Genomic DNA, 13,828 nt, shown 5'->3' on the forward strand with positions numbered 1-13,828 from the left:
GCAAAATACGATGTATTTCACATGACTTTGTCGATAGAAAATTAAAGGAATTTGTCTTAAAAGTCAAGAAATTTAAACTATAGCTGTTCAGTGAGAGGAAGTGAGCGCATGAAGCAGACGAAACAAAAGGTAATTGATGCGGCAATATCGTTGTTTAATACGAAAGGTTATGATGGAACGTCGGTGCGAGACATTGCAAAGCGAGCGGATGTGAATGTAGCGAATATTTCATATTATTTTGCTGGAAAGCAAGGCCTATTAGAACAGCTTATTACTGATTTTTTAGAAGGATATATTCACGTAATTGAAACATCATTTGAACAGAGAGAATATTTATCGGCTAAAGATGCGATAGTGCAAATGGTGCGCGGGATTTTACGATATCAATTTGATAATAGGGAACTGACACGTTTTTTTTATAGAGAGCTTTCGCTTGATACGACATTAATTCGTGAAGTGATGACCGTTTATTTTTCTAGAGAAAGATATTATATAGAGCAAATTATTAAACAAGGACAAATGAAGAAAGAATTTAAAAAGGTATCTTTTACAATGTTTATGACGCAATTAAAAGGCATGATGAATATGCCGTTTTTATATCCGCAATATATATCAGAAGTACTACACTCTTTTCCGTCAGAGACATTTTTCTTAGAAATGTACACGAAAGAAATTGAGCAATGGATGGAACGAACATTGTATACAACGAATATGTACTATGAATTGCCAAGAGCTGTTCATATGTGAAAAACCCCCACCTAACGAACTGAGGTGGGGATTTTTATATCTTGTTTTCTTTGCCATAAATTGTTGCATAATAGCGCAATAATTGTTAATGCTGCTCCGACAATTTCTATGTTGTCGATTGTATAACCTCGAAATATAGAACCGATAAGTGCAAGCACAGGAACTAAATTCATAAATAATATGCCGTTAATAGATGAAATGTATCGATTTCCCGTGTTCCAGCAAAATACAGCGATAACGCCCGCAATAATTGACATATAAAAGAGCTCAAAACGAACGCTCATAATTGTATGTAGTGACGGTACAGCGACTATATTTGCGTTTGTTAATGCAGTAACGATTACAACGAGTGAAATAGAACCGAATAAACAAGTTAATGTTGTGTATCTAAGTGGTGACCAAGACTTGAAATTAGCACCGCCGTTCGTGTAAATTACCCAGCAAGTAACGCCGCATAACATAAATATATTTGTTGATAAGTGACTTGCGGTTCCGAATAATAAGTGAATGTTTCCTTTTGAAATGACAAGCATAACACCGAATAATGCAACGAACATACAAAGAAAGGTGTAGTGTTGTGGGCGTTTATTTTTAGTTATCCATTGCAATAATAGAGCAATTAGTGGCATAAGAGACTGAATCATAGCCGCATGAATCGCTCCGGAAGGCCCAGCCAGTTGTTGTCCGTAGAAAACGAGAAATCCATACCCTGCGAAACCGACTGTTCCATAAAAGAATAACGAAAGTGTTCGTTTTTCTAAGCGGAGCGAATTCTTCCCCTCGATGATTAAGAGCAGCATAAGGAAAATAATAGCTGCTGATCCATAGCGGATAGTTGTGAAGAAGAATGGATCTATAAACTGCAGGGCATTTGCCATTACAGGAAACATAAATCCCCAAGCCATTACAGCGATTAAGCATAGAAGGGATCCGAGTAGTATTTGTTTTTTGTCCAAGAGTATCTTTCTCCTTTTTATTTCGTTATAGTAAGTTGATAAAATAAGTATAAAGATTGATTCTTTCTAAGAGGAAATATAGATTTTTTATGGCGGTTATAACTTTTTGTTAGAGGTGTGTATGATGGATTTGGAGGCAGTACGATCGTTTATTGAAGTAAAGAAAACGCGAAGTTTATCGAAAGCGAGTAAACTTTTACATATTTCACAACCAGCGCTTAGTAAACAAATTCAAAGATTAGAAGCTGACTTAGAGGTTACTTTATTAAAACGTTCCGCTCAAGGGGTAGAGTTAACAAAAGCTGGAGAGCTATTTATAAAAAGAATGTCACCGATTTTGGAACAAATAAATGAAGTGAAAACGGAAATGAAGGAATTTCAAGAGAAGCGGAAAATCTCAATAGGTATATTACCGAGTTTAGCGGCTCATTACATATCAAAGTGTACAGACATATTAGGCGATGTATATGAAGTAGAGTGGCAAATCGAGCATACGAAAGTATTAATGGAATTATTTAAAGAGCGGAAGATTGAAGCGATGTTCATTGATTCAGTAGTAGAAGGCGCTACGTCTATAAAAGAAATTCGGGAAGAAAAAATTGTTTGTGCTGTTTCAAATGATCATCCGTATAAAGAGAAAACGGTAATTCGAATGGAAGAATTGCAAAATGAAAAGTTAATTGTATACCCAGAAATATGTGATGTAAGGAAAATGATTATGAATATGTTTCAAGGTATGGGCGCGAAACCGATAATTGCAGTTGAAACCTCTTATGCAGAACCTATGCTTGCGATGGTAGGAGCTGGACTTGGTATAACGTTGCTTCCAGAAATAGCTGTACAGCAAGCAGTAATGCAAGGTAATGTGCATGCAATTTCTGTAGAACCATCACTATTGCGAAAAATTTATTTCGTATCTCATATGGAAGAGTGCTTGTTATCGCGTTCATTTGAGGATAGAGGGTGAAGTAAACGGAATGTTGAGAAAGATTACAATTACATTTAAAGAAACATGAAATTTTAAAAAAAACTAGGTCAAAAACACGCCATTACATGGTATGATTAGTACATTGTTAGTTGTTAAATATAGGGGAATTCCCTTTTTATACATAATGCCTTCCATTTCATAAACGGAACGGACAAAAAAAGAGATATAACTAGGAGGCTTTTTTGCATGGATTCTATCCTGACGATCGTTATCATTGTAGTAAGCTCTATTCTAGTGCTGCTCATGATAGAGCTTGTGATAAGAAATCGTTCATATAAAGATATTGAAGCACTGGAGCAGTGGAAACAAGAAATAAAAGATAAACCTGTGGCAGATGAACTAAAACGGGTGAAAGACTTAAATATGACAGGTCAAACAGAAGAACTGTTTGGTAAATGGCGTGAAGAGTGGGATGAAATTGTATCAACAACTCTTCCGAAAGCTGAAAAAGATTTAGGGCAAGCGCGAAAATTCGCCTCGCAATTCTCCTTCCGAAAAGCAAAGCATGCGATGAAAGAATCCATAAGTGGTTTAGATGACGCTGATAATCGTATTACTGATATTTTAAATGAATTACAGCAACTGTTAGAAAGCCATGAGAAAAATAGTTCGGAAATTGAAGGGTTACGTGATACATATCGTAGTATGAAGAAAAGTGTTCTTGCTCATCGACATATGTATGGAGCAGCTGAGCAAAGAATTGAAGAGATGCTAGATGCTGAATCTAATAAATTTAAAAGTTTTGAAGAAGCAACAGATAATGGCGATTATTTAAAAGCGAGAGAAATTGTTATTAGTTTAGAAGAAGGTTTAGCAAGTTTAGAAATTATTATTCACCAAATTCCGGATTTATTGGTAGAGTGTCAAGCGACATTACCAGTTCAGCTGGAAGATTTATTGCACGGCCATAACGATATGGTAAGTCAAGGCTATGTATTAGAGTATTTGGAAATCCCTAAAGAAGTCCGTGATATGACGACACAACTACAAACATGTTTAATGGATATACAGGAGCTTCATATAACGGAAGCAGCTGAAAAAGTAGAAAACTTAAAAACTCGTTTAGATGGTTTTTATGACCAACTTGAACAAGAAGTGCATGCGAAACATTATGTGGAGCAAAAAACACTTTCTGTTTATGAAGATTTAGAAGAAATTCGCATAGGAACAATTGAAACGAAAACAGAAACACAACTTGTGAAACAAAGTTATCAATTACAAGATAAAGATATTGAGTCGCAAAAAGTAATTGAAAAACAAATGCATATTTTATTGAAACGTTTTGAAGTATTGCAATTACGAGTTGCTGAGCAAGATATTGCATTCTCTATTATTCGTGAGGAACTAGAAGAGATTTATGAGCAATGTGAAACTTTAAAAGTACTTCATGAAGAATATAAGGAAATGCTACAAACGATGCGTAAAGAAGAATTTGAAGCACGTGAAAAGTTACAAGAAATGCGAAATACCATTTTTGAAACGAAACGCTTTATGCAAAAGTCGAATTTGCCAGGTCTTCCAGAGAGTATTATGGAAGATTTACAAAGAGGGCAAATGGCAATGCAAGCTGTATATGAGCAATTAGAAGTAAAACCGTTAAATATGAATGCTGTAAATAGCAGTTTAGAAGAAGCATATACAACTGTGAATGGTGTATATGAAATGACGGAAGAGTTAATTGGACAAGCGTATTTAGTTGAAAAATTAATTCAATACGGTAATCGTTACCGCAGTCATGATGTGGAACTTGCGCAAAGTTTAGATTATGCGGAGAAGTTGTTCCGTGAATATCAATACGATGCAGCTTTAGAGCAAGCAGCTTCTGTATTAGAGCAGCTTGAACCTGGCGTTGTTCAAAAAATAGCTGAATATGTAGACAATGAACAAACCCTTTAATAAAGGGTTTGTTTTTTTGTGTAATTTTGAAGACGATGTTGCTATAATGAATAGCGGAATATAGTAAGGTTATTCGTTTCAAAATAAAGTGAAATCATAAGTGATGGGGATTCATCCACCACTGATTGTTAATCTTCACCAATCAGGCTACCTGCAAATAGCGGAGAAAACTGTACACTTTTATATAAAAACGGAACCTTTGAGTAGTCTTAGCGTAATTACACGTATTTGTGATATGATTATATGATGTGATAGCGCTGAAAGGGGAAGAACGATGATCTATTTTGATAATAGTGCGACGACGAAGCCATATCCAGAAGCTCTTCAATCGTACGTAACGGTTGCAGGGAAATATTTTGGTAATCCTTCTTCTATTCATTCGCTTGGAGGAGAGGCAGAGCGTCTATTAACTCAATCGAGAACGATTGCAGCACAGCTCCTTCACGTTAAACCTTCTGAAATTATTTTTACATCAGGTGGAACGGAAGGGAATAACCTTGCGATTAAAGGGATAGCGATGAGGAATCGTTCGCGCGGCAAACATATCATTACAACAAATATTGAACACGCGTCTGTGTTTGAGGCATATAAACAATTAGAAGATCTCGGTTTTGATGTAACATATTTACCGGTTAACGAGCATGGTGTTGTATCGGTAGAAGATGTAAAACGAGCGCTTCGTGAAGATACGATTCTTGTGTCAATTATTCACGTGAACAACGAGACGGGAGCAATTCAGCCCGTTGCTGAAATTGGAACGTTATTATCGAATTATCCGAAAATAAGATTTCACGTGGACCATGTACAAGGGATAGGAAAAGTACCACTTGATTTATACGCTTCTCATATTGATCTTTGTTCAATATCTGGGCATAAATTTCACAGTGTAAAGGGAACAGGACTTCTTTATGTACGTGATGGTGTAAGATTAGATCCAATCTTATCAGGTGGTCAACAAGAGCTCAAGTATCGCTCAGGTACAGAAAACTTACCTGGTATTGTAGCGATGGTGAAAGCACTTCGTATGACGATGGAACAAGTGAAAGAAAAGGTAGTTCATTTGCAAAATTTACAAACAGAGCTGGTCCGTTTCTTTAAAGAGATGGAAGATGTAACGATTAATACGTCACTTGAATATGCGGCACCGCACATTTTAAACGTATCATTTGTTGGTTTAAAACCAGAAGTAGTCGTTCATGCTTTAGAAGAGCATGGTGTATATGTATCGACGAAGTCTGCTTGTTCTTCAAAAGCAAATGAAGTGAGCCGAGTACTAGTGTCAATGGGAGTACCGCACGCCGCAGCTGCAAGTGCGATTCGCATTAGTCTAGCACCGGAAAACACGATGGAAGAAGTAAAACAATTTGAAGGTATTGTTAAAGAGACAATGCCAAAATTATATGAAGTGATGAGGTAAAGAAATATGATGACATATGAATATATTTTAGTTCGTTACGGAGAGATGACGACTAAAGGTAAGAACCGCTCTAAATTTGTAAGTACGTTAAGAGATAATGTGAAATTCAAATTGAAAAAATTCCCAAACATTAAAATCGATGCAACACATGATCGTATGTACATCCAATTAAACGGTGAAGACCATGAAGCAATTTCTGAAAGATTGAAAGATGTATTCGGTATTCATAAGTTTAACTTAGCGATGAAAGTACCATCAGAATTAGAAGATATTAAAAAAGGTGCACTAGCAGCTTTCTTACAAGTAAAAGACGATGTGAAAACATTTAAAATTACAGTGCACCGTTCTGATAAGCGCTTCCCAATGAAGACGATGGAGTTACTTCCAGAAATCGGTGGGCACATTTTAGAAAATACAGAGGATATCACAGTAGACGTTCATAATCCAGATGTGAATGTACGTGTAGAAATTCGCAGTGGTTACAGCTATATTATGTGTGATGAGCGCATGGGAGCTGGCGGTTTACCAGTTGGCGTTGGCGGAAAAGTAATGGTACTTCTTTCTGGTGGTATTGATAGCCCGGTAGCAGCTTACTTAACGATGAAACGCGGCGTATCTGTGGAGGCAGTTCACTTCCATAGTCCACCTTTCACAAGTGAGCGCGCGAAACAAAAAGTAATCGATTTAGCACAAGAGTTAACGAAATACTGTAAACGTGTAACACTGCACCTTGTTCCGTTTACTGAAGTGCAAAAAACAATTAATAAAGAAATTCCATCTAGCTATTCTATGACGGTTATGCGTCGTATGATGATGCGTATTACAGAGCGTATCGCAGAGGAGCGTAATGCGCTTGCAATTACGACTGGTGAAAGTCTTGGACAAGTAGCGAGCCAAACATTAGATAGTATGCATACGATTAACGAAGTGACAAACTATCCTGTTATTCGCCCGCTTATTACGATGGATAAATTAGAAATTATTAAAATCGCTGAAGAAATTGGCACATATGATATTTCAATTCGTCCATACGAAGACTGCTGTACAGTATTCACACCAGCAAGCCCAGCGACGAAACCGAAGCGTGAGAAAGCAAATCGTTTTGAAGCGAAATACGATTTCACGCCGTTAATTGAAGAAGCTGTAGCAAACACAGAACAAATGGTATTACAAACGGTAGAAGTAGCGGCGGAAGAAGAAAAATTCGAAGAACTTTTCTAAAACCATAAATTACCATATCTAAAATATGTATGAAGTCATGTTGTTTATCACACTCTATACTCACAAGGAGGTGATACAACATGGCAAGCACAAATAAATTAGCAGTGTCTGGTGCTCAAGCAGCATTAGATCAAATGAAATACGAAATCGCTCAAGAGTTTGGTGTTCAACTTGGAGCTGATTCAACATCTCGCGCTAACGGTTCTGTTGGTGGCGAAATCACTAAACGTCTAGTTTCACTAGCTGAGCAACAATTAGGCGGTTTCCAAAAATAATCCCATATACGATGGCTTAGAAAGAGCGGGTTTTCCCGCTCTTTCTTTTTTGTTGTGTCGCTTTTTGTCGGTAAGTCGATATCACCTGTCGAACGTTGATATATTTAGTTTTACGTCGATATATTTGAAAAACTGTCGATATAGTTTCATTTACCAATTCAGCAAAACTGAAAAATTTGTCAAAAGAAGAGGGTTCAAAATTTACAGAAAATTCTTTATTATATAAGGGAGGCATAGAAATAAAGGAGGATGTTTATGAAGAGAGAGGAATTGTTGGCGCCACCGTCTTATAATTTAGTTTCGGAAATAGAGAAATATACAGGCGATAAAGAGAAGCTTGCTTTAATTTGGCAAGATGATAAAGGAAATAGACGAGAGGTTACATATTTTGAACTAATGCAAGGTGCGAATAAAATTGGAAACGCTTTTATAAAAAGTGGCTTGCAAAAAGGGGACAAGCTCCTTATTATGATGCCGCGCTTAATTGAAGCTTACATGACGTATATCGCTGCGATTAAAGCAGGATTTGTCGTTATTCCAAGCTCAGAAATGTTGCGTAAAAAAGATATTGAGTATCGTATTGAGCACGGGGAAGTGAAGGCAATCGTCAGCTACGAACCGTATATTGGACAATTTGACGAGATAGAGGCGATGGACTCTCTTCAAAAATTCGTTCTGAGCGAGCGATCAGTAGATGGATGGACAAACTTAAAAACAGCATTAGAAACAGAAAGTGACATGCTAGAAATAGCGAAGACAGATAAAGAAGATATGGTCTTTTTATCTTATACGTCAGGGACGACAGGAAATCCAAAAGGTGTTGTTCATACGCATGCATGGGCATACGCTCATTTACGTACGAGCGCCCCAAATTGGCTCGGAATTGAAGAGAATGATGTTGTATGGGCAACGGCTAGTCCAGGGTGGCAAAAGTGGATTTGGAGCCCGTTTTTAGCAACTCTCGGTTCAGGGGCAACAGGATTTGTGTACAACGGTAAGTTTGAACCGAAAACGTATTTAAATTTATTAGACGATAATAAGGTGAATGTGCTTTGTTGTACGCCGACTGAGTATAGATTAATGGCAAAGGTAGAAGACTTGACTGAGTACAATTTAGAAGCGTTACATAGCGCTGTATCCGCAGGTGAGCCGTTAAATAGAGAAGTCATTGAAACGTTCCAAAAGCATTTTGATATTACAGTAAGAGACGGTTATGGGCAAACGGAAAATACATTACTTGTTGGTGTAATGAAAGGGATGGATATTAGACCGGGATCAATGGGGAAACCAACGCCAGGAAACCATGTTGATATCGTTAATGAAGAAGGAATTCCAGTACAGGTAGGAGAAGTTGGCGATATTGCGGTTCATATTGAAACACCAGCACTCTTTAAACAATATTATAAAGACGATGAGCGCACAGCGATGCAATTCCGCGGCGATTATTATATTACCGGTGACAAAGCGAAAAAAGATGAAGACGGCTATTTCTGGTTTGAAGGACGCGGAGATGATATTATTATTAGCTCTGGTTATACAATCGGACCGTTTGAAGTAGAAGATGCACTTGTAAAACATCCATACGTAAGAGAATGTGCTGTTGTCGCAAGTCCAGATGAAATTCGCGGAAGTGTCGTGAAGGCATTTATCGTATTAAGAGAGAATATACAAGAGAACGAAGAAACATTAATTTCAGTGCTTCAAGAACACGTCAAAGAATTGACTGCACCATATAAATACCCTCGCAAAATTGAATTTGTAGATGAACTACCAAAAACGATTTCTGGAAAAATTCGCCGTATTGAACTTAGAAAACAAGAGATGGAGCTTCCTTCAAAATAATTTCGAAAATGAAGGGGTAAATAGTTGAATAAGATGTAAAACGTATGATATTATAAAAACGAACACAAGTTCTGTTTTAAAAACTTAAAAAAGAGGTGTCCGTATGATTTTAGGTATCAATCCGTACTTAGTTTTAGATGGTAGTGGGCAAGAAGCTGTACAGTTTTATAAAGAGGCGTTAGATGCAAAAGTAGAAGTAATGCAAACTTTTGGTGACATGCCTGAAAATCCAGAATACCCGATTCCAGCTGAAGCGAAAGAGCGCGTTTTACATGCTCATTTAAAAATTGGTAATACGGAACTTATGATTTCTGATACATTTCCAGGTAAAGGGCATGCGATTGGATCTCAAGTAACAATTGCAATTCGAATTAGTAATGCAGAGAAAGCAAAAGAAGTATTTGATAAGTTACAAGAAGGTGGAGAAGTTTTAATGCCACTTCAAGAAACTTTCTGGAGCCCAGCATACGGACAAGTAAAAGATAAATTTAGTATTGAATGGCAAATTACAACGAATCCTACTGAACAAAATTAATTTTTGGAAAAGCACCATTTTTAATCGGAATGGTGCTTTTTTTATACACTTTAATTTAGACTAAAGGAAAAAGGGGATGAGTATATGGGAGAAATTTGGTATGGCGGCATCATTTACACGATGAGAGAAGAAAATGAAAAAGCGGAAGCTATTTACGTTGAAAACGGCATGATCGCTGATATCGGGAGTAAGGAAGAGTTAGAAAACCGATATGCTGCGGAGAAGTTGCATGACTTAGAAGGAAAAACAATGATTCCGGGGCTCGTTGATAGCCATATGCATCTTATTGGGCATGGAGAGAGGTTGCTCCGTTTAGATTTATCAAATTGTACATCTTATAGCGAAGTGCTTATTCTTGTTCAGAAGCGAGTAGAAGAAGCTCCACAAGGAACATGGATTATTGGAGAAGGCTGGAATGAAAATAATTTTACAGATACAAAGCATGTTCATATACGTGATTTAGATGAGATTTCTAAAGAGCATCCGATTTTATTAAAGCGCGTTTGTCGTCACGTTACATGGGTGAATTCATACATATTGGAACAAGCGAACATAACAGAAGCGACACAAGACCCGAAAGGCGGGAAAATTGGTCGTGATGCGTCTAATAAGTTAACAGGACTTCTATATGAGCAAGGACAAGAGTTAATTAAACATGTTCAGCCTGAAATAGATGGAGTGTATTTGCAAAGCGCGTTACAAACGGCTATTTCAGACTGCTGGCAATACGGGTTAGTTGGCGGACATACGGAAGACTTAAATTATTATGGCGGCTTTCAAAAAACGTACAATGCGTTTTCGCATGTTATAAACGAAATGCCATTTAAAGCACATTTACTTGTTCATCATGAAGTAGCGAATGAACGAAACGAATATGAAAATAAGCATTATATTGAATTTGGAGCGATGAAAATTTTTTCTGACGGCTCTTTTGGCGGAAGAACGGCTTTATTAAGCGAACCGTACGAAGATGCGAAGGAAACGAATGGAGTTGCCATTTTTTCACGTGAAGAGCTTGCAGAGTTAGTGAAAAAAGCTCGTGATTTACAAATGCCGGTTGCGATTCATACAATCGGTGATTTATCGCTTGAATATGTCATTGATGCGCTTGAATTATATCCACCTGCAGAAGGATTACGTGACCGTATTATTCATTGCCAGCTTGCTCGTGAAGAGTTAATTGAAAGAATGAAGAGTTTGCAAGCAATCATTGATATTCAGCCTGTCTTTGTGTCGTCGGATTTTCCATCAGTTATTGAAAAGTTAGGAGAACATCGCCTTCGTTATGCATACGCTTGGAAGACATTACTCGATGCGGGATTACATTGTAACGGAGGATCTGATGCTCCAATTGAACAAGTAAATCCGTTTTTAGGCATATATAGTGCTGTTACACGTCGAAGCTTTATTGACGGCGTATGCTATATGCCAGAAGAAAAGTTAACGGTATATGAGGCAGTTTCTTTGTTTACGACAGGAAGTGCATACGCAATTGGCAAAGAAGCGAAGCGGGGGCAAATCGCAAAAGGATATGAAGCAGACTTTACGGTATTAGATCGCAACATATTTGAAATTGAGCCAGAAGAAATAAAAGAAGTACAAGCAGAAATGACCGTCATTGATGGGGAGATTGTATATAGAAACGATGCGTGAAAGTATATTAGTGATTTTCGAAATATATCGATTTAACGATAAAAACTGACAATGATATGAGGCTGTGCGCCAATAGCGGGGGAAATAAATAACCCTCGAATTATGGGATTTCCATAATTCGAGGGTTATTTTATTACTATAAAAACGTTCTCTGTACTTTTTCCCAGAAGGAATTATTTTTTAATTTAACAGTTTTAATTTGTTTATCGCTTAATCGAACAACGGCTTTCTCCACTTGTTTAATGCTAAGTGCTTCGTTATCCATTCCGATAACAGGATAATCATTGCCATCTGGTCTAAGTTTTAAAGTTAACGTACGTTCGTGATTTAAAAGAAACGGTGATCCGAGTGTACGGTATGTGTTGTTATTTAAAGATGCTAGTTCGCTTACTTGGAAACATGGGATAAGTGGATCGACAACTGCACCATGTAATGATTTATTATAAGCGGTACTTCCTGTTGGTGTGGAGATAACTAATCCATCACCTCTAAATGTTTCGAAATGTAAATCGTCGACGTGTACATCTACGACAAATGTTTTAATGATGCTAGAGCGTAATGAGAATTCATTTAAACAATGGAAAGATGTGCCGTGATCTACATCTACTTTAATTGTTGGATATTTTCGCACTTCAATTTCATTTTTTGTAATTTCTTGAAGGGCTGTATCAACGTGGTCAATGTGGAAATCGCAGTAGAAAGAAATTTCATCTTTCGTCGAAATACCTGCGTATAAGCAATCTTCTCTAAAACCAGTTTTACGAACGGCTTGTAAGAAAGTTCCATCATCTCCAACGCTGACGATAGCGTTTGCATTTTTTGGATGATCTAATATGGTAAATCCATTCTCCTCTAAAATACGATATATTGGTTTCATTTTTTCAACGAGCGTTACTTTGTCATCACCATAAAAGAAAAATAAATTGCGACGATCTGCCATTATGTATCCCTCCACTGCAGTCAAATTTTCTAATCTTAGTGCTGCATATCATGAGAGTGTCTTCTGAATGATATGCTCAAATAGTATATTTCGATATAAAATGTCAAAATTCCTTTTTGTTTTTAGAAAAATTTTTATATTCAATTTTATAAAAGGTTGTTTAATGATGAATAAACTTGTCGATAATGGGTATGGAGTGAAAGGATGGTACGAATGAAATGGCTCGTAATTGGAATGATAATTCTTCTCCTTTTTATTTTACTAATACTATTATCGAAAATAACGCTTAAGGTGACGTTTTTATATTCAGAAATGGAAAAACAGTGTTTATTTCAAGTGAAAATATGGATGATTCGATATACGTTTGATGTATTGGAAAGAATTGAAAAACAGCAGAAAAAGACAGGGCAGAAAATCGAAAAGGCTGAAAAAGATGGCGGAATAGATAATAAAATTATGGCACAACTTGATAGCATTGGAGAACTGATAAAAAAGCTTCAAGAAGTTCATACTATTCTTAAAGATTTTCTCAAACGAGTGAAAATCAATAGTTGGAAATGGCATTCACAAATTGGAGCAGGCGACGCAGCTAGTACTGGAATTGTCACTGGATATGCATGGGGGACAAAAGGAATGGCTGCTGGAGTTGTAGGACAATATATGCATATTGTCGACGTACCAGAATTTGAAATTACACCTGTTTTTCAAGGGAAGGGATTTGCATCAAGATGTGAATTAACGGCTTCCTTTCATATATTTCGTACTGTGAAAACAGGGGTAAAACTACTCATGTTTATGAGAAAGCAAAAGTCTGGTATGGCAGATAAATCTGTTCAAGCATAGGGGGGGATATAGAATGGACCATCCAATTCAAGGTTTAATGACAACCGCAATGCAGCATTTAAAACAAATGACTGATGTAAATACTATTGTTGGTGACCCAATTAAAGCGGCAGATGGAAGTGTAATTCTTACCGTTTCAAAAGTAAGTTTTGGATTTGCTGCTGGTGGAAGTGAATTTGGAAAAGTAGAACATTCTGGTCGTCATCCATTTGGTGGAGGTAGCGGTGGTGGTGTTTCCATTAATCCAGTTGCCTTTCTTGTTATAAATGGAGAAGGTGTGAAAGTTTTACATTTAGATAAACAAACACATGTTATTGACAAAATAATTGAATTAGCGCCACAAGCTGTTGATAAAGTGAAAGAAATGATGGATAAACGAAAAGAAGATGATCCAGAATTTCAAATTTAATGAGTAAAGAAGCTAATCAATGGATTAGCTTCTTTATTTTTTTGTAAATGAAGCGATTTTATTTGCATTATCGATAGGGACAAACTATCATTTACATTGTACATAT

The 13,828-nt window shown here is 36.9% G+C and carries 13 protein-coding genes; 11 read left to right on the forward strand and 2 right to left on the reverse strand.

All coding sequences use genetic code 11. The features are described 5' to 3' along the window. The first annotated feature begins 108 nt into the window (after nt 1–108). Nucleotides 109–747: a forespore capture DNA-binding protein RefZ gene (gene refZ / locus MR109_RS17210; RefSeq protein WP_025147606.1), complete on the forward strand. Its 639-nt coding sequence runs from the start codon at nt 109–111 to the stop codon at nt 745–747. Nucleotides 748–758: 11 nt separating this feature from the next. Here refZ and MR109_RS17215 read toward each other — a convergent pair whose 3' ends face one another. Further along, on the reverse strand, nt 759–1,703 hold the full coding sequence (locus MR109_RS17215) for a DMT family transporter (protein ID WP_071718432.1): 945 nt from the start codon (nt 1,701–1,703) through the stop codon (nt 759–761). Nucleotides 1,704–1,824: 121 nt separating this feature from the next. On the opposite strand from MR109_RS17215, the gene MR109_RS17220 reads away from it, so the two are divergent. The 8 genes from MR109_RS17220 (at nt 1,825) to MR109_RS17255 (ending at nt 11,530) form a co-directional block, all read left to right on the forward strand. Next, a complete protein-coding gene (locus tag MR109_RS17220) occupies nt 1,825–2,670 on the forward strand; it encodes a LysR family transcriptional regulator (RefSeq protein ID WP_242273248.1) in 846 nt (281 codons plus the stop codon). A 207-nt stretch (nt 2,671–2,877) separates the two neighbouring features. Beyond that, the gene (ezrA, locus tag MR109_RS17225; protein WP_098789764.1) at nt 2,878–4,587 is read left to right on the forward strand and encodes a septation ring formation regulator EzrA; all 1,710 of its coding nucleotides are present in this window, start codon (nt 2,878–2,880) and stop codon (nt 4,585–4,587) included. 274 nt (nt 4,588–4,861) lie between these two features. Continuing rightward, complete coding sequence (locus MR109_RS17230; protein WP_048372153.1) at nt 4,862–6,004, forward strand: cysteine desulfurase family protein; 1,143 nt, start codon at nt 4,862–4,864, stop codon at nt 6,002–6,004. A gap of 6 nt (nt 6,005–6,010) precedes the next feature. After that, nucleotides 6,011–7,225 (forward strand): tRNA uracil 4-sulfurtransferase ThiI, encoded by a 1,215-nt coding sequence (thiI, locus tag MR109_RS17235; protein WP_048372155.1) that lies wholly within the window; start codon nt 6,011–6,013, stop codon nt 7,223–7,225. Nucleotides 7,226–7,305: 80 nt separating this feature from the next. Continuing rightward, nucleotides 7,306–7,500: an alpha/beta-type small acid-soluble spore protein gene (locus tag MR109_RS17240; RefSeq protein ID WP_002173769.1), complete on the forward strand. Its 195-nt coding sequence runs from the start codon at nt 7,306–7,308 to the stop codon at nt 7,498–7,500. A 255-nt stretch (nt 7,501–7,755) separates the two neighbouring features. After that, nucleotides 7,756–9,342: an acyl-CoA synthetase MbcS gene (gene mbcS, locus MR109_RS17245; RefSeq protein WP_242273250.1), complete on the forward strand. Its 1,587-nt coding sequence runs from the start codon at nt 7,756–7,758 to the stop codon at nt 9,340–9,342. A 103-nt stretch (nt 9,343–9,445) separates the two neighbouring features. Continuing rightward, nucleotides 9,446–9,877 (forward strand): VOC family protein, encoded by a 432-nt coding sequence (locus MR109_RS17250; protein ID WP_242273252.1) that lies wholly within the window; start codon nt 9,446–9,448, stop codon nt 9,875–9,877. Between the two features lie 84 nt (nt 9,878–9,961). Continuing rightward, nucleotides 9,962–11,530, forward strand: a complete 1,569-nt coding sequence (locus MR109_RS17255) for an amidohydrolase (protein WP_242273254.1) — start codon at nt 9,962–9,964, stop codon at nt 11,528–11,530. Between the two features lie 136 nt (nt 11,531–11,666). On the opposite strand, the gene MR109_RS17260 is transcribed toward MR109_RS17255, so the two are convergent. Then, nucleotides 11,667–12,470: an NAD kinase gene (locus tag MR109_RS17260; protein WP_071718439.1), complete on the reverse strand. Its 804-nt coding sequence runs from the start codon at nt 12,468–12,470 to the stop codon at nt 11,667–11,669. A 204-nt stretch (nt 12,471–12,674) separates the two neighbouring features. Between MR109_RS17260 and MR109_RS17265 the strand changes: the two genes are divergently transcribed. Both MR109_RS17265 and ytfJ read left to right on the forward strand, forming a co-directional pair. Continuing rightward, nucleotides 12,675–13,313 (forward strand): DUF2953 domain-containing protein, encoded by a 639-nt coding sequence (locus tag MR109_RS17265; protein WP_025147596.1) that lies wholly within the window; start codon nt 12,675–12,677, stop codon nt 13,311–13,313. Nucleotides 13,314–13,326: 13 nt separating this feature from the next. Next, nucleotides 13,327–13,722 (forward strand): GerW family sporulation protein, encoded by a 396-nt coding sequence (gene ytfJ / locus MR109_RS17270; protein ID WP_000350005.1) that lies wholly within the window; start codon nt 13,327–13,329, stop codon nt 13,720–13,722. Nucleotides 13,723–13,828 lie beyond the last annotated feature (106 nt).

It is taken from the genome of Bacillus cereus group sp. BfR-BA-01310, assembly GCF_022664325.1.
GTDB classification, from domain to species: domain Bacteria; phylum Bacillota; class Bacilli; order Bacillales; family Bacillaceae_G; genus Bacillus_A; species Bacillus_A paramycoides.